This window comes from Demequina zhanjiangensis, assembly GCF_030418315.1.
Lineage (GTDB): Bacteria > Actinomycetota > Actinomycetes > Actinomycetales > Demequinaceae > Demequina > Demequina zhanjiangensis.
On record NZ_JAUHPV010000007.1, the window covers coordinates 154,334 to 175,884 of the forward strand.

General features: G+C 69.7%; 22 protein-coding genes. 18 read left to right on the plus strand and 4 right to left on the minus strand.

Annotated features, from left to right (window positions below; genetic code table 11):
* The first annotated feature begins 180 nt into the window (after positions 1–180).
* The 4 genes from tal (at position 181) to QQX04_RS12230 (ending at position 3,103) form a co-directional block, all read left to right on the plus strand.
* Positions 181–1,290 carry a transaldolase gene (gene tal, locus QQX04_RS12215; protein WP_301129595.1) on the plus strand — a complete coding sequence of 370 codons (1,110 nt, stop codon included), beginning with the start codon at positions 181–183 and terminating at the stop codon, positions 1,288–1,290.
* Between the two features lie 57 nt (positions 1,291–1,347).
* Entirely contained in the window at positions 1,348–1,509 is a 162-nt protein-coding gene (locus QQX04_RS12220; RefSeq protein WP_301129597.1) for a hypothetical protein, read from the plus strand.
* A 44-nt stretch (positions 1,510–1,553) separates the two neighbouring features.
* The gene (locus QQX04_RS12225) at positions 1,554–2,366 is read left to right on the plus strand and encodes a phosphodiester glycosidase family protein (protein ID WP_301129599.1); all 813 of its coding nucleotides are present in this window, start codon (positions 1,554–1,556) and stop codon (positions 2,364–2,366) included.
* A 131-nt stretch (positions 2,367–2,497) separates the two neighbouring features.
* Entirely contained in the window at positions 2,498–3,103 is a 606-nt protein-coding gene (locus tag QQX04_RS12230) for a hypothetical protein (RefSeq protein ID WP_301129601.1), read from the plus strand.
* Between the two features lie 22 nt (positions 3,104–3,125).
* Here the strand turns inward: QQX04_RS12230 and QQX04_RS12235 are convergent, their stop codons facing one another.
* A complete protein-coding gene (locus tag QQX04_RS12235) occupies positions 3,126–3,626 on the minus strand; it encodes a GNAT family N-acetyltransferase (RefSeq protein WP_301129602.1) in 501 nt (166 codons plus the stop codon).
* Between the two features lie 102 nt (positions 3,627–3,728).
* Between QQX04_RS12235 and QQX04_RS12240 the strand changes: the two genes are divergently transcribed.
* Positions 3,729–5,225: a DHA2 family efflux MFS transporter permease subunit gene (locus QQX04_RS12240; protein WP_301129604.1), complete on the plus strand. Its 1,497-nt coding sequence runs from the start codon at positions 3,729–3,731 to the stop codon at positions 5,223–5,225.
* Between the two features lie 41 nt (positions 5,226–5,266).
* Here the strand turns inward: QQX04_RS12240 and QQX04_RS12245 are convergent, their stop codons facing one another.
* On the minus strand, positions 5,267–6,247 hold the full coding sequence (locus tag QQX04_RS12245; RefSeq protein WP_301129606.1) for a quinone oxidoreductase family protein: 981 nt from the start codon (positions 6,245–6,247) through the stop codon (positions 5,267–5,269).
* Between the two features lie 49 nt (positions 6,248–6,296).
* Positions 6,297–6,899 (minus strand): hypothetical protein, encoded by a 603-nt coding sequence (locus QQX04_RS12250; protein ID WP_301129608.1) that lies wholly within the window; start codon positions 6,897–6,899, stop codon positions 6,297–6,299.
* Positions 6,900–6,970: 71 nt separating this feature from the next.
* Here QQX04_RS12250 and argC point away from each other — a divergent pair, with 71 nt between their 5' ends.
* The 8 genes from argC to argH all read left to right on the plus strand — a co-directional run bounded on the left by argC (position 6,971) and on the right by argH (position 15,666).
* Positions 6,971–8,020, plus strand: a complete 1,050-nt coding sequence (argC, locus tag QQX04_RS12255; RefSeq protein WP_301129609.1) for an N-acetyl-gamma-glutamyl-phosphate reductase — start codon at positions 6,971–6,973, stop codon at positions 8,018–8,020.
* A 20-nt stretch (positions 8,021–8,040) separates the two neighbouring features.
* Positions 8,041–9,216 (plus strand): bifunctional glutamate N-acetyltransferase/amino-acid acetyltransferase ArgJ, encoded by a 1,176-nt coding sequence (gene argJ, locus QQX04_RS12260; RefSeq protein ID WP_301129610.1) that lies wholly within the window; start codon positions 8,041–8,043, stop codon positions 9,214–9,216.
* An 11-nt stretch (positions 9,217–9,227) separates the two neighbouring features.
* On the plus strand, positions 9,228–10,145 hold the full coding sequence (gene argB / locus QQX04_RS12265; RefSeq protein WP_301129612.1) for an acetylglutamate kinase: 918 nt from the start codon (positions 9,228–9,230) through the stop codon (positions 10,143–10,145).
* Positions 10,142–11,371 (plus strand): acetylornithine transaminase, encoded by a 1,230-nt coding sequence (locus QQX04_RS12270; protein WP_301129619.1) that lies wholly within the window; start codon positions 10,142–10,144, stop codon positions 11,369–11,371. The genes argB and QQX04_RS12270 overlap by 4 nt, the downstream gene beginning before the upstream one ends.
* Positions 11,368–12,297, plus strand: a complete 930-nt coding sequence (argF, locus tag QQX04_RS12275; protein WP_301129620.1) for an ornithine carbamoyltransferase — start codon at positions 11,368–11,370, stop codon at positions 12,295–12,297. Before QQX04_RS12270 ends, argF begins: the two co-directional genes overlap by 4 nt.
* Positions 12,279–12,791, plus strand: a complete 513-nt coding sequence (gene argR, locus QQX04_RS12280; protein WP_301129622.1) for an arginine repressor — start codon at positions 12,279–12,281, stop codon at positions 12,789–12,791. The genes argF and argR overlap by 19 nt, the downstream gene beginning before the upstream one ends.
* A 44-nt stretch (positions 12,792–12,835) precedes the next feature.
* Positions 12,836–14,038 carry an argininosuccinate synthase gene (locus tag QQX04_RS12285; protein WP_301129623.1) on the plus strand — a complete coding sequence of 401 codons (1,203 nt, stop codon included), beginning with the start codon at positions 12,836–12,838 and terminating at the stop codon, positions 14,036–14,038.
* Between the two features lie 197 nt (positions 14,039–14,235).
* A complete protein-coding gene (gene argH / locus QQX04_RS12290) occupies positions 14,236–15,666 on the plus strand; it encodes an argininosuccinate lyase (RefSeq protein WP_301129625.1) in 1,431 nt (476 codons plus the stop codon).
* A 34-nt stretch (positions 15,667–15,700) separates the two neighbouring features.
* On the opposite strand, the gene QQX04_RS12295 is transcribed toward argH, so the two are convergent.
* Entirely contained in the window at positions 15,701–16,183 is a 483-nt protein-coding gene (locus tag QQX04_RS12295; RefSeq protein ID WP_367312965.1) for a YbaK/EbsC family protein, read from the minus strand.
* Positions 16,184–16,206: 23 nt separating this feature from the next.
* Between QQX04_RS12295 and QQX04_RS12300 the strand changes: the two genes are divergently transcribed.
* The 5 genes from QQX04_RS12300 (at position 16,207) to tyrS (ending at position 21,227) form a co-directional block, all read left to right on the plus strand.
* Positions 16,207–16,767, plus strand: a complete 561-nt coding sequence (locus QQX04_RS12300) for a uridine kinase family protein (RefSeq protein ID WP_301129627.1) — start codon at positions 16,207–16,209, stop codon at positions 16,765–16,767.
* Between the two features lie 64 nt (positions 16,768–16,831).
* A complete protein-coding gene (locus QQX04_RS12305) occupies positions 16,832–17,992 on the plus strand; it encodes a M20 family metallopeptidase (protein WP_301129629.1) in 1,161 nt (386 codons plus the stop codon).
* Entirely contained in the window at positions 17,989–18,816 is an 828-nt protein-coding gene (locus QQX04_RS12310) for a hypothetical protein (protein ID WP_301129631.1), read from the plus strand. Before QQX04_RS12305 ends, QQX04_RS12310 begins: the two co-directional genes overlap by 4 nt.
* Positions 18,813–19,937: an o-succinylbenzoate synthase gene (gene menC, locus QQX04_RS12315; protein ID WP_301129633.1), complete on the plus strand. Its 1,125-nt coding sequence runs from the start codon at positions 18,813–18,815 to the stop codon at positions 19,935–19,937. The genes QQX04_RS12310 and menC overlap by 4 nt, the downstream gene beginning before the upstream one ends.
* A gap of 27 nt (positions 19,938–19,964) precedes the next feature.
* A complete protein-coding gene (gene tyrS, locus QQX04_RS12320) occupies positions 19,965–21,227 on the plus strand; it encodes a tyrosine--tRNA ligase (RefSeq protein ID WP_301129635.1) in 1,263 nt (420 codons plus the stop codon).
* The last annotated feature ends 324 nt before the right edge of the window (positions 21,228–21,551 follow it).

A 21,551-nucleotide genomic window follows, 5' to 3' on the forward strand; every position in this document is an offset into this window, starting at 1 on the left:
GCGAACCGCCGCGACGACAGCGTCCCCGAGCGTAACGCCGCGGTCCCTCGCAAACCTTCCCCGAGTGCCTCGGCCGTGCTCAGAACCGCCGGCCGGGAACATCGAGGCCGCGATCTCACGTTGCCCTTGAAGGAAGGGTTCGGCGACCGCCGTACCGCACACGATCCGAAGGAGGACCCCGTGAGCACCGCCACCATCCCCACCGCCACAGCCTTCGACGCCCTGAGCCAGGCCGGCGTCTCCCTCTGGCTCGACGACCTGTCCCGCGACAGGCTCGAGTCGGGCTCGCTCGCCCACGACATCGAGGCGCGAGACCTGGCCGGAGTCACCACCAACCCGTCGATCTTCGCCGCGTCCGTCTCCGACGGGGATGCGTACGACGCGCAGATCGCGGATCTCGCCACCCGCAAGGTCTCCGTCGAGGAGGCCGTCCGCATGATCACCACCGCTGACGTGCGCTCCGCGTGCGACGCATTCGCGCTGGTGCACCACGCCACGCGCGGGCAGGACGGACGCGTCTCGCTCGAGGTCGACCCTCGGCTTGCACGCGACACCGACGCGACCATCGCCGAGGCGCGACAGCTCTGGTGGCTGGTGGACCGTCCCAACCTGATGATCAAGATCCCCGCGACGGTCGAGGGTCTGCCCGCCATCCGCAAGGCGATCTCGGAGGGGATCAGCGTCAACGTCACCCTCATCTTCTCCCTCGAGCGCTACCGCCAGGTGGTCGACGCCTACCTCTCCGGCCTCGAGGACGCGCTCGCTGCTGGCCGTGACATCGCGTCGATCCGCTCGGTCGCGTCGTTCTTCATCTCCCGCGTGGACGCTGAGGTCGACGGCCGTCTGGCGGCCGACTCGCCGCTGCGCGGAAAGGCCGCCGTCGCGAACGCCGCGCTCGCGCTCGAGCACCACCACGAGGTGCTCGACTCCGACAGGTTCAGGGCTCTCGCCGAGCACGGCGCCCACCCCCAGCGGCCCCTATGGGCATCGACGTCCACCAAGGATCCGTCGTACCCCGACACGAAGTACGTCGACGAGCTCGTCACCGCCGGGGTCGTCAACACGCTCCCGCAGAAGACGCTGGACGCACTCGAGGACCACGGCGAGTCCACGCGCGACGACACCATGGTCGGCACGTTCCAGGAGGCGCGGTCGGTCATGTCAGGCCTCGCGCAGGCCGGCGTCGACATGGCCGAGGTCACGGACCTGCTCGAACGTCAGGGAGTGGACAAGTTCGCCGACGCCTGGGAGGAGCTCCTGTCCCACGTGGAAGGCGCGATGAGCCGTTGATCGGTCGTGTCGCCCACGCCGCCCCGAGCACACGCAACCTGAGGAGAAGGAGGAAGCATGCCTGACAGCAACGAGTGGACCGCGAAGCGCGAACGCCAGTACGAGCACATCAAGGAGTCCGAGCGCGAGATGGGCAAGGACGAGGACACCGCGGAGGAGATCGCGGCGCGCACCGTCAACAAGGAGCGCGCCCGCAAGGGTGAGACCAAGGGCAGCTGACAGGGTGTCCACCAGGGGCTTCGGGTGCGCCTAGGCTGTCCCGCATGCGCCTGACCCGATACGTCGCCGCAGCGGCGGCCGCCGTGATGATGCTGGCCGCATGCACCGGGCCCGACGCGATCGAGGTCTCGCCTTCCATCGTCACCCCGTCGCCGAGCGGATCCGAGAGCGGGCTGCTCTCGCCGCCGGTCGACGAGGTGGACCCCGACAGCCCGGTCCAGCCCTTCGAGTTCGAGGGGCTGGACTTCTCCGTCGCCGAGCTCGCTCTTGAGGAATGGGACGTCCGCGTGCTCTGGGACGGCGAGGCGGGAGGGACCTACCTGGGCGAGATCGAAGGCGACGTGCTCGCCAACGCGGGGATCTTCACCCCCGAGTTCGTCCCGGGCGGTCTGCTGGTCTCCGACGGCGAGCAGCTCGTCCCGCTCAACCTGAACGAGGGATCGGGCAACTTCCACCTCATGCCCAACGGCGTGTTCGCGATCCTCGACGACGGTACGGCCCAGGTGGTCGACTCCGTGGACTACACGCCTGACGGCGTCCTGCAGGCCACGCAGTCGGGCCCCGCGCTGGTCCTCGACGGCCAGATCCATCCCGCCTTCACCCCAGGCTCCTCCAACGTGGCCTACCGCAGCGGGGTCGGCGTCTCACCCGACGGACGCACCGTCTACCTCGCGATCTCCGACGACCTGGTCAACTTCGACACGTTCGCCAGGCTCTTCCGTGACGGACTCGGCGCACCCTCGGCGCTCTACCTCGACGGCCAGATCTCCGGTCTGTGGGCCGCGGGAGCGGGGCGCGATCTCGACCTCCTGCTCCAGCCGTACGCAGGGATCATCGCCGCCACCTACCTCGGATGACGCCGGCTCCGGCTGCGTGCCCCCGGCGCGACGCGCCGGTGTGACGAAGTTCATCGACACGGACCCCCCGCGCGCGGTACAACTGAGGCATCGGCGGTGCCGTCGCACCGCCATCGCGAGGGGAGAGGGCCATGCGCCACGGAGCGGCCGCGCTGCTGGTGGTCGCTGTCGCGGCCGCGGTCGCCGGATGCGCTCCCGGACCCTCCGGCACGGTCGCCGCCTCGCTTGACGAGCTCCCCACCACCGTCACCGCGTCGCAGGCGCCTTCCGCCGTTGACGAGGCCCCCGAGCCGATGCCCTCGCTCTCCGTCGATCCCAGCTCCGCAGAGCCTCTCTCGTCGATCCATCGAGGCCCTGTCCACGCGTCGATCACCGCGGTGCGGCAAGACGACGGCAAGGCGCTCGGAGTGAGCGTCAACGTGACGCGAGCAGTGGACGCGGATCCGTTCCTCACCGCCGACTGCGGCGAGCCCGGGGATGGCACCGACCTGTCGATCGTGGTCCAGGACCTCGCGGTGGAGAGCGGCATCGCCACTGCCACGCTCGGCGTGCCCGGCCCGCTCGACGGACCCGGCAGTTACGAAGGCGTCGTCACATTCCTCGACGCCGAGGGCGAGGCCATCCGAGGTGCCGGCCAGATCATGGTCGGGTCGAGCCTCGACTCAGGCACCTTCGACGTCTCCGACCCTGGCACCGGCGACCACCTCGTGGGCGAATGGGAGTGCCGCGCGCTCTGAGCGGCGTCGGCATGAGGCAGGGTCAGTAGACGGAGCGCGCGAGAAGCGCGACCTTCACCGTCTCGTCCTTCGTCCACTGCTCGGCGAGCAGCCTGAAGCCGAGCCGGTCGTGGAAGGCGAGCGATCCCGGGTTCGGCGGGTCCGTGTTGACCTCGCAGCTCACCTCGTTGGCGCCGCGTTCCCTGGCCCGCTCGAACACCGACTCGTAGAACGCGCGGCCCACTCCCGTGCCCTTCGCGGAGGGCGCCACGACGATCCTGTCGATGTACTGGTGCCGCACCCCACGGTTCTCGAACCACTGGTAGTTCTCTGAGTCGTACGGCTGGCCAGGAGCGAGCGAGATCAGGAAGGCGATCACCTCGCGGTCGCGGTTGGTGGCGACCAGGGCGATGTCGGACAGCGCATGGAGCGAGGCGACCTCCTCCTCCGTCAGCAGGTTGACGGCAGGGGTCGCGCCCGCGTTGAGGACCGTCACGGCGGGGATGTCCTCCTCGCGCATCATGCGCATCCTCAAGTTCTGCATGGGGACATTGTGCCTGCTCGCGCGTGCGCGGGAAGGCCGAAGCGGCCGAACACGTTGGATAGAGTCGCGGAGGGCCCGCCGGGCCGTGGGGGAGGAGTGCCGATGGACGAGGTCCGTGACCCGTGGCGTGCCCTGTGGGCGCTGATCATCGGCTTCTTCATGATCCTGATCGACACGACTATCGTCACCGTCGCGAACCCGTCGATCCAGTCGGCGCTGGGCGTGGACACCAATGCGGTGATCTGGGTGACGAGCGCCTATCTGCTCGCGTATGCCGTGCCGCTCCTCATCACCGGCCGCCTGGGGGACAGGTTCGGACCGCGTCGGATGTATCTGATCGGACTCGCGGTGTTCACGCTCGCCTCCCTGATGTGTGGACTGGCGGACGTGCTTCCCGGGTCGGCGATCGGCAACCTGATCGCCGCGCGCGCCGTCCAGGGGCTCGGTGCGAGCCTCATGACGCCGCAGACGATGGCGGTGATCACCCGCACGTTCCCGCCCGCACGGCGCGGCGGCGCGATGGCGCTGTGGGGCGCCACCGCGGGGATCGCCGGCCTGCTCGGGCCCCTCGCGGGCGGTGTGCTCGTGGACGGCCCGGGCTGGGAGTGGATCTTCATCGTCAACGTGCCGATCGGGATCGTGGCCTTCATCGCCGCCTGGGTGCTGGTGCCTCGGCTCGAGACCCACGCGCACTCGTTCGACTGGGTGGGGGTGGCGCTGTCCGGCGTCGGCATGTTCGGGCTCGTGTTCGGGCTTCAGGAGGGCCAGGCGCGCGATTGGGCGCCGTGGGTGTGGGTGTGCATCGCTGCAGGGCTCGTCCTGCTCGGCATCTTCGTGTGGTGGCAGACCCGCACACGCAAGGAGCCGCTGCTGCCTCTGAGCCTGTTCCGGGACCGGAACTTCTCGATCGCGAACGGTGCGATCGCGGCGGTCGGCTTCACCGTGACGAGCATGCTGATCCCGATCATGTACTTCCTGCAGGTGGTCCTGGGGCTGAGCCCCACGCAGGCGGCGTTGATGACCGCGCCGTCGGCCCTGATGTCGTTGTTCCTCGCCCGTCTCGCAGGCGGTCTCACGGATCGGGTGCACCCTCGTCTGCTCGCGGTGCCCGGCACGCTCATGGTCTCGGCCTCGCTGTGGCTCTACGTCTCGCTCATGCGGCCGGACGCTCCCCTCCCGCTGCTCCTGCTCGCGTCGCTCATGCTGGGCATCGGCTCGGCGTTCATGTGGGGTCCCATGGCGACCACCGCGACGCGCAACCTGCCCCCGCAGTCGGCAGGCGCAGGCTCAGGCGTGTACAACTCGACCCGTCAGGTCGGCTCGGTCGTCGGGTCCGCCGCGGTCGCGACCCTCATCGCGGGCAGGCTCGCCGCGAACCTGGGGGAGTCTCCCGAGGGTTCGTTCGGCGAGCCATCCGCCGGATTCACCCTTCCCGAGGCGTTGCAGGCGCCGTTCGCGACGGCGATGGCGCAGACCATCATGCTGCCGGCCACGGTCATCCTGGTCGCCGCGCTGCTCGCTGCGTTCTTCGTCGCGCCTCGCCATCTCCAGCGCGAGGCGCAGCCGGAGAGCTCCGTGGCTCACCCGGGAGGGCCCTGACTCCTCGGCGCTCGCAGATCAGCTCCAAGGAGCCCGCAGCGTCACGGGACCAGCAGCACCTTGCCGCTGGTCCTGCGACCCTCGAGAGCGCGGTGCGCCTCGGTGGCCTCGTCGAGCGGGAAGGTCGCTCCGATCCTCACCTTCAGCGCGCCGTCGGCGATCGCTCCCAGAAGCTCCGATCCTCGCCATGCGCGCTCCTCCGCGGTGGCAACGAAGTGGGCGAGCGAGGGCCGGGTGATGGTGAGGGATCCGCCGGCGTTGAGGCGCTGCAGGTCGAACGGGGGCACAGGGCCTGAGGCGGCGCCGAAGAGCGCCATCATGCCGCGGGGGCGGAGGGAGGCGAGCGATCCGTCGAAGGTGGTGCGGCCCACGCCGTCGTACACCGCGTGTACGCCCTCGCCGTCGGTAAGGGCCTTGACGGCGGCGGGAAGCTCGGTGGCGAGGTCCTCCATCGCGTCGTAGCGGATCACCTCGGCTCCCGCCTCGCGGGCGAGCGCCTCCTTCTCATCCGTGCTCACCGTGCCGAGCACGCGAGCGTCCCGCGCCGTCGCCATCTGCGTCAGCAGCAGCCCCACGCCGCCTGCCGCGGCATGCACCAGCACCGTCTCGCCGGGTGCGACGGGGTGCACCGACGTGACCAGGTAGTGCGCGGTGAGTCCCTGCAGCATCGCCGCCGCGGCGGTCTCCAGGGAGACTCCGTCAGGCACCTTGTCCAGGTCCTCCGGGGTGAGCGAGACGACCTCGGCGTACGAGGCGGGGGAGAAGCCCCATGCGACGCGGTCGCCTACGGAGAAGCCTTCCACTCCGTCCCCGACGTGCGTGATGACTCCCGCGCCCTCGCGTCCCGGGATGAACGGGAGCGGCATGGGGTACGCGCCGGAGCGATGGTAGGTGTCGATGAAGTTCACGCCGAGCGCGGCGGCGCGCACGAGCACGCGGCCGTGCTGCGGCGTGGGCTCGGGGACGTCGGCGACGGCGAGGACCTCGGGTCCTCCGGTGTGCTGGACCTGCAGTGCTCTCATGTGTGCGTCAGCGCGCTCCGGTGGGCGCGCATTCCCCTTCCGTGGTGGGTCAGCCTTCGTATCCGAGCAGCTCGCCGGCGGCGACGGACAGCGGGACGCCGCACGTGGCCATGGACGCCTCCGAGGCGCGCAGCGCCTCGTCGCCCTCGACCTCGATCTCGTCGGCCTGAGCGTCGAGCAGCGCGGCTGCCTGCTGGCTCCACTCGGTGAGGGTCGTCGCCGTCTCGGCGGCCTCGGCGTATGCGGCGAACTGGAGGTCGGTCACCTCGATGATGGTCGCGAGCCAGGCCTCCATCTCGGGTGAGCCCGAGTCGGCGGCCGCCTGTGCGTAGAGCGCGCGCCACGAGTCCCATCCGTCCAGGTCGATCGCCTCGATGTAGGCGTCGAAGACTGCGGGGTCCTCGAGCTCGGAGGGGCTCATGCTCGAGGTGTTGAGCCCGGCGAGCGCCTCGGAGATGGCGAGATCCCGCTGGTAGAGCTGCTCGGCGTCGTCGCAGAACGCCTCGTCGAGCGCGATGGTCGACGCCGGGGTCGAGGCGTCCGTGGTGGGCGACGGGGTCGTGGCGGTCGGGCTGGTCGAGGCGCCGTCGCCTCCGGTGCAGGCGGTGAGGACCAGCGCGGCACCGAGTGCGAGCGGGAGGATGCGCGTCATGTGCACATTGTGCCAAGGTGGACACGCGGCGTTGGTGCGTGGCGAGATTCTATTCATACTTGTGTATAGTTATGCATATGACAATCTCGGTCGCGGTGTCAGGTGCCTCAGGGTACGTCGGAGGAGAGGTGCTGCGCGTCTTCAGCGCGCACCCCGAGGTGGAGTTCGGTGCGCTCACCGCGCACTCCTCTGCGGGCGACCGACTGGGGGCGCACCAGCCGCACCTGCCTCACCTCGCCGATCGCGTGATCGTCGACACGACCCCCGAGAACCTCGCGGGCCACGACGTCGTCGTGCTCGCCCTGCCGCACGGCACCTCGGGCGAGATCGCCGCACAGCTCCCGCCCGAGACGCTCGTCATCGACTGCGGTGCCGACCACAGGCTCGCCAGCGCCGAGGCGTGGGCCGAGTACTACGGCGGCGACCACTCCGGCACCTGGCCCTACGGCATGCCCGAGCTCGTCGTGGGCGACGCCCACCAGCGTGACGTCCTCCCTGGCACCAAGCGCATCGCCGTGCCCGGCTGCAACGTCACCGCCGTCACGCTCGGCCTTCAGCCCGGCGTCGCCGCGGGCGTCGTCGACCCGACCGACATCGTCGCGGTCCTGGCCAACGGCTACTCGGGCGCAGGGAAGAAGCTCGCGACCCCGTATCTCGCCTCGGAGGCGCTCGGCGCCGCGGTGCCGTACGCGGTCGGCGGCACGCACCGGCACATCCCCGAGATCGTCCAGAACCTCACCGCCGCAGGCGCGGACGACGTGCGTATCAGCTTCACGCCCACGCTCGTCCCCATGGCGCGTGGCATCCTCGCGACCATCACCGCGCCGCTCGCCGCAGGCGTGGACCCGGCGTCCGTCCGCGACGCCTGGGTCGAGGCCTACAAGGACGAGCCCTTCATGGTGGTCCTGCCGGAGGGCCAGTGGCCCACCACGGCGTCGACCCTGGGCGCCAACGTCGCCCAGATGCAGGTGACCGTCGACGCCAAGGCGGGCCGCGTCGTCGTCGTCTGCGCGATCGACAACCTCGTGAAGGGGACCGCGGGTGCGGCCCTTCAGAGCATGAACGTCGCGCTCGGCCTGCCCGAGACCACCGGCCTCAGCACGATCGGCACCGCGCCGTAAGGCGCAGGAAGGGCCACCTCATGAGCATCACGCATCCCCAGGGATTCCTCGCCGCCGGCGTCGTCGCCGGCCTCAAGTCCACCGGCAAGAAGGACGTCGCCCTCGTCGTCAACGAGGGTCCGCTCCACGTCGGAGCAGGCGTCTTCACCACCAACCGCGTCTTCGCGGCCCCCGTCGCGTGGAGCCGCCAGGTGATCGCCGACAGCCGCGTCGACGCTGTCATCCTCAACTCGGGTGGCGCGAACGCGTCGACCGGGCCCGAGGGTTTCGCCGACACGCACCGCACGGCCGAGCACGTCGCCGAGGTGCTTCAGGCCGCAGGCAAGGACATCTCCGCGGGCGACGTCGCCGTGTGCTCCACGGGCCTCATCGGCGTGCGCCTGCCCATGGAGAAGCTCCTCGCAGGCGTGGATTCGGCCTCAGCCGCGCTGTCAGCGGATGGTGGCGACGACGCCGCTCACGCCATCATGACGACCGACACCGTCACCAAGCAGTCCGTCGCGACGGGCGAGGGCTGGTCCGTCGGCGGCATGGCCAAGGGCGCGGGCATGCTCGCCCCCGGCATGGCGACCATGCTGTGCGTCATCACCACCGACGCCGTGATCACCGAGGAGCAGGCCTCGGCGCTGCTCGCCGAGGCGGTGCGCACCACGTTCAACCGCGTCGACTCGGACGGCTGCATGTCCACGAACGACACCGTGCTGCTGCTCGCGTCGGGCGCCTCAGGGGTGACCCCCGACGAGGCCGACTTCCAGGCCGCGCTCACCCAGGTGTCCGCCGAGCTCTCGCGTGGGCTCGTGGCCGACGCCGAGGGTGCGTCCCACGACATCGCCGTCACGGTGGTGAACGCCACGTCTGACGACGCGGCGGAGGCCGTCGCACGGGCCATCACCCGCTCGAACCTCTTCAAGGCCGCGATCTTCGGCCAGGACCCCAACTGGGGCCGGGTGATCTCCGCCGCCGGCACCGTCCCCGAGGACGTCGCCCCGTTCGACGCGAACCTGCTCGACGTGACGATCAACGGCATCCAGGTGTGCCGCGGCGCCGGGGTCGGCGACGACCGCGACCTCGTCGACCTCAGCGGGCGTGAGGTCCGCGTCGAGGTGGACCTCCACGCAGGCGACGCGAGCGCGACCGTCTGGACCAACGACCTCACGCACGACTACGTGCACGAGAACTCGGCCTACTCCTCCTGAGGTGAACTGACATGAGCGAAGAGACCCGCAGCCTCGACGGGCTGACCCCTGGGCAGAAGGTGTCAGTCCTCATCGACGCCATGCCGTGGATCGAGGAGTTCCGTGGCGCCGTCGTCGTCGTCAAGTACGGCGGCAACGCCATGGTCGACGACGAGCTCAAGCGCGCCTTCGCGCAGGACGTGGTGCACCTGCGCCTGCTCGGACTCCACCCCGTGGTGGTGCACGGCGGAGGACCGCAGATCTCGGGGATGCTGAAGACCCTTGGCATCGAGTCCGAGTTCCGTGGCGGCCTTCGTGTCACCACGCCCGAGGCGATGGACGTGGTCCGCATGGTCCTGTCCGGCCAGGTCACCCGCGAGCTCGTGGGCCTCATCAATGAGCACGGTCCCAGCGCGGTCGGCATCTCCGGCGAGGACGCAGGCATGTTCCAGGCGCGACGCCGCTACGCGACCGTCGACGGCAAGCCTGTGGACGTCGGCCTCGTGGGCGACGTGGTCAAGGTGAACCCCGCCGCCGTGCAGGACATCATCGAGGCCGGCCGCATCCCCGTCGTCTCCACCGTCGCCCCTGACGTCGACGACCCGAGCGTCGTCCTCAACGTGAACGCCGACACCGCCGCATCGGCCCTTGCGGTCGCCCTCCGCGCCCGCAAGTTCATCGCGCTCACCGACGTCGAGGGGCTCTACCGGAACTGGCCCGACAAGAGCTCGCTCATCCAGCGCATGCACGCCGGCGAGCTCGACACGATCCTTCCGACCCTCGAGTCGGGCATGGTCCCCAAGATGGAGGCCTGCCTGCGCGCCGTCCGCGGCGGAGTCAAGCAGGCGCACGTCATCGACGGTCGGGTGCCTCACTCGATCCTCACCGAGATCTTCACCTCAGAGGGCATCGGCACCATGGTGCTGCCGGACAAGGAGCTGTGGACATGACCGCCCAGGACACCTCGGCCGAGACGACCCTCGGCGCGCGGGGGCTGAGCCGCTACGAGCACTCGATCATGGGCACCTACGGCGTGCCGATGCGCGTGCTGAGCCACGGCGAGGGCAGCTACGTGTGGGACGTCGACGGCAAGCGCTACCTGGACCTGCTCAGCGGCATCGCGGTCAACCTGCTCGGTCACGCCGACCCCGAGTGGGTCGCAGCGATCGCCACTCAGGCGGCGAAGCTCAGCCACACCTCCAACTTCTTCGCGACCGAGCCGCAGATCCAGCTGGCGGAGAAGCTGCTGCAGATCTCCGGCGCCCCGGAGGGCTCGCGTATCTTCTTCGCGAACTCCGGCACGGAGGCGAACGAGGCGGCGTTCAAGATGTCCCGCCGCACGGGGCGGACGCGCATCCTCGCGCTCGAGAAGGCCTTCCACGGCCGGTCGACGGGCGCGCTCGCCCTGACCTATAACGCCGCCTACCGCGAGCCCTTCGAGCCTCTCGCCCCGGGCGTCGAGTGGATCCCCGCCAACGACGTCGCCGCGCTCGAGGCGGCCATGGGTGAGGACGTCGCTGCGGTGTTCGTCGAGCCGATCCAGGGCGAGGCCGGGGTCATCCCGCTCACGCACGAGTATCTGGCCGCGGTGCGCGAGCTCACCACGAAGCACGGTGCACTGATGATCGCCGACGAGGTGCAGACCGGCATCGCCCGCACAGGCACGTGGCTCGCCATGCAGGCGCACGGCATCCAGCCTGACGTCGTGACCCTCGCCAAGGGGCTCGGCGCCGGCTTCCCGATCGGCGCGGTCATCGGCTTCGGCTCTGAGGCGGGCTCGCTGCTCGGCAAGAGCCAGCACGGCACGACCTTCGGCGGAAACCCGCTCGCGTCCGCCGCCGCGCTCGCCACCCTCAACGCAGTCGAGCAGCGTGACCTCCTCGCGCACGCGAAGTCGCTCGGCGAGCACCTCAAGCAGGTCATCGGCGCCATCCCCGGCGTGGTCGAGGTGCGAGGCGAGGGCCTGCTCCTGGGCATCAAGCTCGAGGCCGAGGTCAGCGCGGCCGTCGCCGCCGCAGCCGTCGAGGACGGGTTCATCATCAACCCGCCCAGCCCTGACACCATCCGTCTGGCGCCCGCGCTCGTGCTCACGCAGCCCGAGGCCGACACGTTCGTCGAGTGGCTCCAGACTAATCTCGGAGCGCACCTGCCTTCCGGCAAGGAGTCGGAGTCGTGACCCGCCACCTGCTTCGCGACGACGACCTGACCGCTGCCGAGCAGCGTGAGGTCCTTGAGCTCGCGCTCGCGTTCCGCAAGGACCGCCACCTGCACCAGCCGTTCGCGGGACCGCGTGCCGTCGCCGTGCTGTTCGACAAGCCCTCGACCCGCACCCGCGTCTCGTTCTCCGCGGGCGTCGCCGAGCTCGGCGGGTACCCGCTCGTGCTCGATGCGGGGTCCTCGCAGATGGGCCGCGGCGAGTCCGTGTCGGACACTGCGAAGGTGCTCGGCCGTCAGGTGAGCGCGATCGTGTGGCGCACGTTCGGCCAGGAGCGCGTGGAGGAGATGGCGGAGCACGCGGGCGTCCCGGTCGTGAACGCGCTGACCGACTCATTCCACCCGTGCCAGATCCTCGCCGACCTTGCCGCGATCGCCGACGCGCGTGGGGGAGTGGACGCCCTCAAGGGGCTCACCCTCGCCTACGTGGGCGACGGTGCGAACAACATGGCGCACTCGTACCTGCTGGGCTGCGCGCTGGCCGGGATGCACGTGCGCATCGGCGCCCCCGCCGACTACATGCCCGACGAGCGGATCGTGCTCGACGCGAAGAAGATCGCGGCCGAGCAGGGCGGCTCGATCAGCGTCACCACCGATCATGACGACGCGGTGCGTGGCGCCGACGTCATCGCCACCGACACCTGGGTGTCGATGGGTGACGAGGAGCAGTCCGACGCGCGCACCGGACGGTTCGACCAGTACCAGGTCAACTCCCGCACCATGGAGCTCGCAGCAGAGGGCGCCCAGGTGCTGCACTGCCTGCCGGCGTACCGCGGCAAGGAGATCACCGCCGAGGTGCTCGACGGCCCGCAGTCGATCGTGTGGCTCGAGGCCGAGTACCGGCTGCACGCGCAGAAGGCGCTGCTGACGTGGCTGGTGTCGCAGTGAGAGCCGTCGTCCCGGCCACGAAGGCCGCCCGCCAGGCGCTCGTGAGGCGCCTCATCGAGACCGAGCGCATCGGCTCGCAGGGCGAGATCGCCATGCGGCTCGAGGCCGAGGGCATCTCGGTGACGCAGGCGACCCTGTCCCGTGACCTGGGCGACATCGGCGCCGTGAAGGTGCGTGCAGCGTCGGGCGGGCACGTGTACGCCGTCGGCAACGAGGGCGACCCGGAGGAGACGACGGACGAGCGCCTCACCCGGCTGTGCGGCGAGCTGCTGTTCAGCGCCGACGGCTCGGCCAACATCACCGTGCTGCGCACGCCCTCGGGCGGCGCACAGTACTTCGCCTCGGCGATCGACGCCCACGACGATGCGGACATCGTCGGGACCGTCGCAGGAGACGACACCGTGCTCGTGATCTCCCGCGAGGCGGACGGCGGGCTGCGGCTCGCCCAGAAGTTCTTGGACCGCGCCTCAGGCGTGGCCCCGCAGGACCACTAGACAGAACCCCCATCAGAAGTACCACTCGTAGAAGGAAGAAGCTCATGACGGATCGGATCGTGCTGGCCTACTCAGGAGGCCTGGACACCTCGGTGGCCATCGGCTGGATCGCCGACGCCACCGGCGCCGAGGTCATCGCTGTGGCCGTGGACGTCGGCCAGGGCGGTGAGGACCTGGAGGTCATCCGCCAGCGAGCCCTGGACTGCGGTGCAGTCGAGGCCTACGTGGCGGACGCGCGCGACGAGTTCGCGAACGAGTACTGCATGCCCGCCCTGAAGGCGAACGCGCTGTACCACGACAAGTACCCGCTGGTCTCGGCGCTGTCGCGCCCCGTGATCGTCAAGCACATCGCCGCCGCGGCGAAGCAGTTCGGCGCCGACACGATGGCGCACGGATGCACCGGCAAGGGCAACGACCAGGTCCGCTTCGAGGTCGGCATCACCTCGATCGCGCCCGATCTGAAGTGCATCGCCCCCGTGCGTGACCTCGCGCTGACCCGTGACAAGGCGATCGACTACGCGGAGAAGCACAACCTGCCGATCGCGACCACCAAGAAGAACCCGTTCTCGATCGACCAGAACGTGTGGGGCCGCGCCGTGGAGACCGGCTTCCTCGAGGACATCTGGAACGCGCCCACCAAGGACGTCTACGACTACACCGACGATCCGGCCTTCCCGCCGGTGCCGGACGAGGTTCTCATCACGTTCGAGAAGGGCATCCCCGTCGCGATCGACGGCGAGAAGGTCACGCCGCTGCAGGCGATCGAGATCATGAACCAGCGTGCGGGTGCGCACGGCATCGGCCGCATCGACATCGTCGAGGACCGCCTGGTCGGCATCAAGTCCCGCGAGATCTACGAGGCGCCCGGCGCGATCGCGCTGATCGAGGCCCACAAGGAGCTCGAGAACGTCACGCTCGAGCGCGAGCAGGCCCGCTACAAGCGCCGCATCACCGACGAGTGGACCGAGCTGGTCTACGACGGCATGTGGTCGTCGCCGCTGAAGGACTCGCTCGAGGCCTTCATCGAGGACACCCAGCGCTACGTGTCCGGCGAGATCCGCATGCAGCTTCACGGAGGCAAGGCGATCGTGGACGGCCGCAAGTCGGACACCGGTCTGTACGACTTCAACCTGGCCACCTACGACGAGGGCGACACGTTCGACCAGTCGGCGGCCCGCGGCTTCATCGAGATCTACGGTCTCGCGGCCAAGCAGGCTGCGGCGCGTCAGGCGCGCCTGGGCTACTAGCCAATCCTGACCCGAGCGGGTCACTCACCGCCGCCTCCGCCAGCTTCCCGCCCCTTCGGGGTCGGTCAGCGTCGGTGCGGCGGGTCGAGTCGCCCGCTCGGGTATGCCAGTGTCGGTCTCCGCAGGTCAGCGCGTCCTGCGGGTGAGAGAGTGTCAGAGAGCGTGACAGGCCGTCGCGCAGTTCCAGGGGAGTGAGCATGAGCAAGGCAGAAGGCACCAACGAAGGCGCGCTCTGGGGCGGACGCTTCGAGGGCGGACCCGACGCGGCGCTCGCCGCGCTGTCCAAGTCCACCCACTTCGACTGGCGCTACGCGGACGACGACCTGCTCGGCTCGATCGCGCACGCGCACGCCCTGCACAAGGCTGAGCTCCTCACGGACGACGAGGTCGCGGCCATGGTCGACGGCCTTCAGCAGCTGCGCAAGGACGTGGCAGCAGGCAAGGCAGTGCCCTCCGACTCGGATGAGGACGTGCACGGGGCGCTCGAGCGCCTGCTGATCGAGAGCATCGGCCCCGAGCTGGGCGGCAAGATCCGCGCGGGCAGGTCCCGCAACGATCAGATCGCGACCCTGCCGCGCATGTACCTGCGCCGTCACGCACGCCTGATCGCCTCGCAGCTTCTCGACACCGTCGACGCGCTGCTCGGCCAGGCGGACCGCCACCTCGACTCGCCCATGCCGGGGCGCACCCACTTCCAGCACGCTCAGCCCGTGACGCTCGGCCATTCGCTCATGGCGCACACATGGCCGCTGCTGCGTGACGTGGAACGGCTCACCGACTGGGACTCGCGCGCCGCCTGGTCGCCCTACGGCGCAGGAGCGCTGGCGGGGTCGACGCTCGGCCTGGACCCCCAGCAGGTCGCCGAGGAGCTCGGTTTCCTGGGCCCGTGCGAGAACTCGATCGACGCAACCGCCTCGCGCGACGTCATCGCGGAGTTCGCGTGGGTGACGGCCATGATCGGCGTGGACCTGTCGCGCATCTCCGAGGAGATCATCGCCTGGGCGACCGTCGAGTTCGGCTTCGTGAAGCTCGACGACTCGTACTCGACCGGGTCGAGCATCATGCCGCAGAAGAAGAACCCTGACATCGCGGAGCTCGCCCGCGGCAAGGCCGGCCGCCTCATCGGTGACCTCACCGGGCTGCTGGCCACGCTCAAGGGCCTTCCGCTCGCGTACAACCGCGACATCCAGGAGGTCCACGAGCCGGTGTTCGACGCCGTGGACACGCTCGAGGTGGTCCTGCCGGCCTTCGCCGGCATGATCCGCACGCTCACCTTCCAGACGGAGCGCCTGGCCGAGCTCGCGCCGGCAGGCTTCTCGCTCGCGACGGACATCGCCGAGTGGATGGTCAAGCAGGGCGTCCCGTTCCGCGAGGCGCACGAGGTCGCTGGCGCATGCGTCCGCCTGTGCGAGAAGCGTGGCAAGGAGCTGCACGAGATGACCCCGGAGGAGATGCAGGCGATCCACGAGTCGCTGATCCCCGAGGTGCTCGAGGTCCTGACCGTCGAGGGCTCTCTCGCCGCGCGCGACAACGTCGGCGGCACTGCGCCGGAGCAGGTCGTCGAGCAGGGCAAGGCGGCGCGTGCACGCGTCCGTCACTTCCGTCCTTGGGCATCTGCCGCCTCATAGGGGCCCCGGCCGCTGGCGAGCCAGGTCTCGCCGGTCAGTCGACCTCGACCTCCGTGGCGCCGGTGACCTTGAGCAGGTCGGCGTAGCTGATGGGGAAGAGCGAGGCGGGGATGCCTGCCGCCGCCCACAGCTCGTCGTACTCGAGCAGCGCGACGTCCAGATAGGTGCGCACGGGGGTCGGATGCCCGACGGGGGCCACGCCGCCGATGACCTGCCCGGTGGCGCTGGCGACCTGCTCGGCGGAGGCGCGCCGCACCTTCGCGGCGCCGATGCGCGCGGCGAGGTGAGCGGTGTCCACCCGGTGCGCTCCCGAGGTGAGCACGAGGATCGGCTCGTCGTCCGCCATGAAGACGAGCGAGTTCGCGATCGCGCCCACGTCGCAACCGAGGAAGTCAGCTGCCGCGGCCGCGGTGGGGGTCGACTCGTCGATCTGGCGGACCGTGACATCGACTCCGCCTGCGTGGAGCGCAGCCTGGACCTGCTGCACCTTCGGATGGAATCCCTGGTTCATCGCCATGCTGACACCCTATGCTGAGCGCCATGGGGCGGGTCTCTGTGCGTGATGTCGCGGCGCGGGCGCGGAAGGCGCCTGCGCGGTGCGGTCGCACGCGCGTCGTCCTGATCGACGGCCCGGCCGGATCGGGCAAGACGATGCTGGGCGAGCGCCTCGGCGCCGAGCTTGGCGCGCAGGTGATCCACGGCGACGACATCTATGAGGGCTGGGATGGGCTGGCGACGATGTGGCCGATCCTGGGCCACGGGGTGCTCGAGCCGCTCTCGCGAGGGGAGCACGGAGCATTCGGCCGCTGGGACTGGGTCGAGGGCCGACGCGCGGAGACCATCCCGGTGCCCGTCGCCGATGCGCTCGTGGTCGAGGGCGTCGGGGTCGCGCAGCGAGCCGCACGTGAGTTCGCGTCGCTCGTGCTCTATGTGGAGGCGCCGTTCGAGTTGCGGCTTCAGCGTGGGATCGCTCGTGACGGCGAGGAGCTGCGGGCCGAGTGGGAGCGTTGGCAGCCGCGCGAGGAGATCTTCCTCGCCGACGAGGGCGTGCGTGGCGCGGCGGATCTGATCGTGGACGGCACGCAGCCTTACCTCGACTAGGTCGACAGGGCCGGCCCAGCGCGGGAAACCACGCCGTAACGCGTCGTCGTGCCACGATGGCGAGGTGACTCTTCTCGATGCCGCACGCGACCGCTTGGACGCGATGGTCGCGGATGCGAGGACCTTGATCGAATGCGAGTCCCCCTCGGAGGATCAGGCGGCTGTCGCCCGCAGTGCGGACGTGACAGCGCGGGTGGTCGGCGCTGTGCTGGGTACGGCCGGTCTGCCGGCAGAGCCCGACCGCGTGGACGTGGATGGTGCCCCGCACCTGCGCTGGACGCTCGGGGACGGTCCCAGGCGGGTGCTGCTCGTATGCCATCACGACACGGTGTGGCCGGTGGGCACGCTCGAGCGGATCCCGTTCTCGGTGGTCGACGGCGTGATGCGCGGTCCGGGCTGCTTCGACATGATCGTGGGAACGGTGCAGGCCGCGCACGCGGTCGCGCTTCTCGCGGTCGACGGCGGCGCTGGCGCGGTGGACGGCGTGACGATCCTCGTGACTGCGGATGAGGAGATCGGTTCGCCCCGGTCGCGCGCACTGATCGAGGCGGAGGCTCGCCAGCACGAGGCCGCGCTCGTTCTTGAGGCCGCAGGTCCTGGGGGAGCGGTGAAGACCGCTCGCAAGGGTGTGTCCTGGTACGAGGTCGAGGCCGTCGGCCGCGCCGCGCACTCGGGACTCGAGCCTGAGAAGGGCGTGAATGCCGGGGTCGAGCTGTCGCACCAGATCCTCGCGCTGCAGTCGCTGGCCGACGCGGAGCTTGGGACGACGGTCACGCCCACCAGGGGCTGGATCGGGACGACGGGAAACACGGTGCCTGCGAACGCGCGTGTGAACGTGGACGTGCGCGCGCGCACCGCGGCCGAGCAGGACCGTGTGGACGCGAGCCTGCGTGCGCTCGCGCCGGTGCTCGAGGGTGCGCAGATCGTGCTGCACGGCGACATCAACCGTCGTCCGCTGGAGCGCGAGATGGCGCTGCCGCTGTTCGAGCGCGCCGCGCGCCTGGCTCCTGAGGCAGGGCTCGACTCGATCCAGGAGATCGCGGTCGGCGGTGCGTCCGACGGCAACTTCACGGCAGGCGTCGGCACGCCGACGCTTGATGGGCTCGGCGCTGTCGGTGGCGGCGCGCACGCGGAGGACGAGCATGTGCTCGTGGATGAGATCCCGGGCCGGACTGCGCTGGTCGCGCTGCTCATCCGTGATCTGGTGAGCGAGCCGACGTCGTGACGCCCGTGGGCCAGGACCTCCTCGCGTCTGCCTGGGCCGATGCCGACGCCGCGTCCGAGCGAGCGGGCGTGACCGTCCGTGCGCTTCACGCTGCGGAGTGCGTCGAAGCGGCGGATGTGCTGCGCTCCATCTGGGGATCGAGCGTGATGGAGGCGCCACTGCTCGTGGCGCTCGAGCACTCGGGCAGCTATGTCGCCGGCGCCTTCGAGGGCGATCGCATGATCGGCGTGTGCGTCGGGTTCCTGGCGCAGCCGATCGGGGAGGCGCTGCACTCTCACGTGGCGGGAGTCGTCTCGGGCACGGAGGGTCGCGGAATCGGCACGGCGATGAAGCTGCATCAGCGTGCGTGGTGCCTCGACCGTGGCCTCACGCGGATGATGTGGACCTACGACCCGCTGGTCGCCCGCAACGCCGCCTTCAACATGCGTCGTCTCGGCACCACGCTCGCCGACTACCTGGTGGACTTCTACGGCCAGATGGTCGACGGGGTGAACGCCGGGCAGGGAAGCGACAGGATCCTCGTGAACTGGAAGCTCGACGCGCCGCTCCCGTCGGCCGGGTCCGAGCAGACGGTGCAGGGCGACGCCCCGGAGGTGCTGTCCGTCGGACCCACCGATCTACCGGTGTCCGCGCCGACGCCCGAGGGCGTGTCGGCCGTGATGGCGGCCCTGCCGCCCGACATCGAGGATCTGCGTCGTCGTGACCCTGACACGGCCGCGCTGTGGCGGGTCGCCTTGCGCGACACGCTCGTACCTCTGCTGGATGCCGGGTGGCGGCTCGCCGCCGCCACCCGCGACGGCCGCTACCGCCTGGAGAAGCCATGAAGATCACCCACGTCGCCCTGCGCACGCTCGAGCTGCCACTCGTGGCGCCGTTCACCACGTCGTTCTCGACCCAGACGCACCGGCGCGTGATCGTCCTGGAGCTGCACGCCGAGGTCGACGGCGTCGAGGTGATCGGCTGGGGCGAGTGCGGCGCGCTGCCCGAGCCCGTGTACAACGAGGAGTACAACGCGGGCGTCCTCGACGTGACCACGACGTACCTGCTGCCGATGCTCGCGGAGGCGCAGCGCAAGGCTCCGCTCACCGCGGAGTCGATCGCCCACCACCTGGAGCGCATCGTCGGCAACCGCATGGCGAAGGCTGCCGTGGAGATGGCGGTGCTCGATGCGCAGCTGCGCGCTGCGGGGACCTCGTTCGCTGACTACCTGGGCGTCACGAAGGATCGCGTGCCGTCGGGAGTGTCGATCGGCATCCAGAACTCGGTGCCGCAGCTCCTCGAGACCGTGCAGGGCTACCTCGACGAGGGGTACGTGCGGATCAAGCTGAAGATCAAGCCGGGCTGGGACATCGACCCTGTAAGGGCGGTGCGCGAGGCGCACCCCGATATCCCGCTCCAGGTGGACGCGAACGCCGCCTACACCCTTGTGGACGCCAACCATCTCGCGAAGCTCGACGCCTACGACGTGCTCCTGATCGAGCAGCCCCTCGCTGAGGACGACATGCGGCAGCACGCCGAGCTCGCGAAGCGCATGCGGACGCCGATGTGCCTCGACGAGTCTGTCGTCTCCGCACCCAAGGCGGCCGACGCGATCGCCATGGGGGCCGCGCAGATCATCAACATCAAGCCCTCGCGCGTGGGCGGCTACCTCGAGGCGCGCAGAATCCACGACATCGCGAGCGCACACGGGATCGCGGTGTGGTGCGGAGGCATGCTCGAGACCGGCATCGGCCGGGCCGCGAATGCGGCGCTCGCGGGCATGCCAGGGTTCACCCTCCCGGGCGACATCTCCGCGTCGGACCGCTTCTACGCCGAGGACATCACCGACCCGTTCGTGATCGAGGACGGCTACCTTGCCATCCCGCGGGAGCCGGGCCTTGCGCGCGTTCCCGACGCCGGCAGGCTCGAGGCTGCCACGGTGGGCACACTGCACGTGGACTTGTAGTCCCCGCGGACTGGCAGAATTCCGTCTATGACTGAGCACCTCCTCGATGACCTTGCCTGGCGCGGGCTGATCGCGCAGACCACTGGAGTCGACGAGCTCCGCGCGGCGATGGATGAGGGACCGCTCGCAATGTATTGCGGCTTCGATCCCACAGCACCGAGCCTGCACCACGGTCACCTCGTGCAGCTGGTCCTGCTTCGGCACCTGCAGATCGCGGGCCACAAGGTGCATCCGCTCGTCGGTGGGGCCACCGGCATGATCGGCGACCCCCGCATGTCGGGCGAGCGTGTGCTGAACACGAAGGAGACCGTGGCGGACTGGGTGGAGCGGCTCCGCAACCAGATCTCCCGCTTCCTCGACTTCGAGGGCGACAACCCTGCTGTCATGGTCAACAACCTTGACTGGACCGGCGAGCTCACGGCGATCGACCTGCTGCGTGAGATCGGCAAGCACTTCCGACTCGGCACCATGCTCGCCAAGGACACCGTCGCGCGCCGCCTGTCGAGCGAGGAAGGGATCTCGTTCACCGAGTTCAGCTACCAGGTGCTGCAGGGAAACGACTTCCTCCAGCTGCACCGCCGCTACGGTTGCTCCCTTCAGACAGGCGGAAACGACCAGTGGGGCAACCTGCTGTCCGGCGTCGAGCTGATCCGCAAGGCCGACGGGGACGCTGTCCACGCGATGACGACGCCGTTGATCACGAAGGCGGATGGAACCAAGTTCGGCAAGACCGAGGGCGGCGCTGTGTGGCTTGCCCCGGACATGATGAGCCCGTACGCCTTCTACCAGTTCTGGATCAACACGGACGATGCGGACGTGGTGCGGTTCCTCAAGATCTTCACCTTCCTGTCGCGTACGGAGATCGAGGCGCTCGAGCAGAAGGTGGCGGATGAGCCGTTCAGGCGGGAGGCGCAGCGCACGCTCGCATGGGAGGTGACGTCGCTCGTCCACGGTGAGAAGGCAGCACAGGGTGCGGTGGACGCTTCGCAGGCGCTCTTTGGTCGCGGTGACCTCGAGTCGCTGGATGAGCCGACGCTCTCGGGCTGTGCGAAGGAGCTCGGGGGAGTGGAGGGCGCTGCCGGCATCGGCGTGGCCGACGCTCTCGTCGAGGCGGGGATCGTCCCGTCCAAGTCGGCTGCTCGTCGTGCGATCCAGGAGGGCGGTGCGTACGTGAACAACGTGAAGGTCGAGGATGCCGAAGCGGTGCTCCGCGCAGAGGACTCGCTCGCGGGCGGCTGGACCGTGCTTCGCCGCGGAAAAAAGACTGTCGGACTTTTCCGCCAGGTCTGAACGGTGCGCGGCGCGAACGAGCCTCAACAGGCAATCTACCTGGGGTTACGCTCGCGACACGCCCGGATGTCACGCGATTTGACCTGGTGTTCACAAGCCCGTAATGTTTAACCCGTTGCCGACGACGGGAACGAGATCCGGAGGACTGAAGAAGGCCACGGACTCCAACGCTCACCGCAGGACTGAACAAGGCCGCGGGAGACGTCGAAGCAGCTCCTCGAACGAATCGATGGGTAAGCGCGTGCGCTGATCCAGGATGAGATCGAGGGTGCCCGGCTCCATGAAAGAGAATCGCGAGAACGGCGATTTGACAGCGCGGAGATT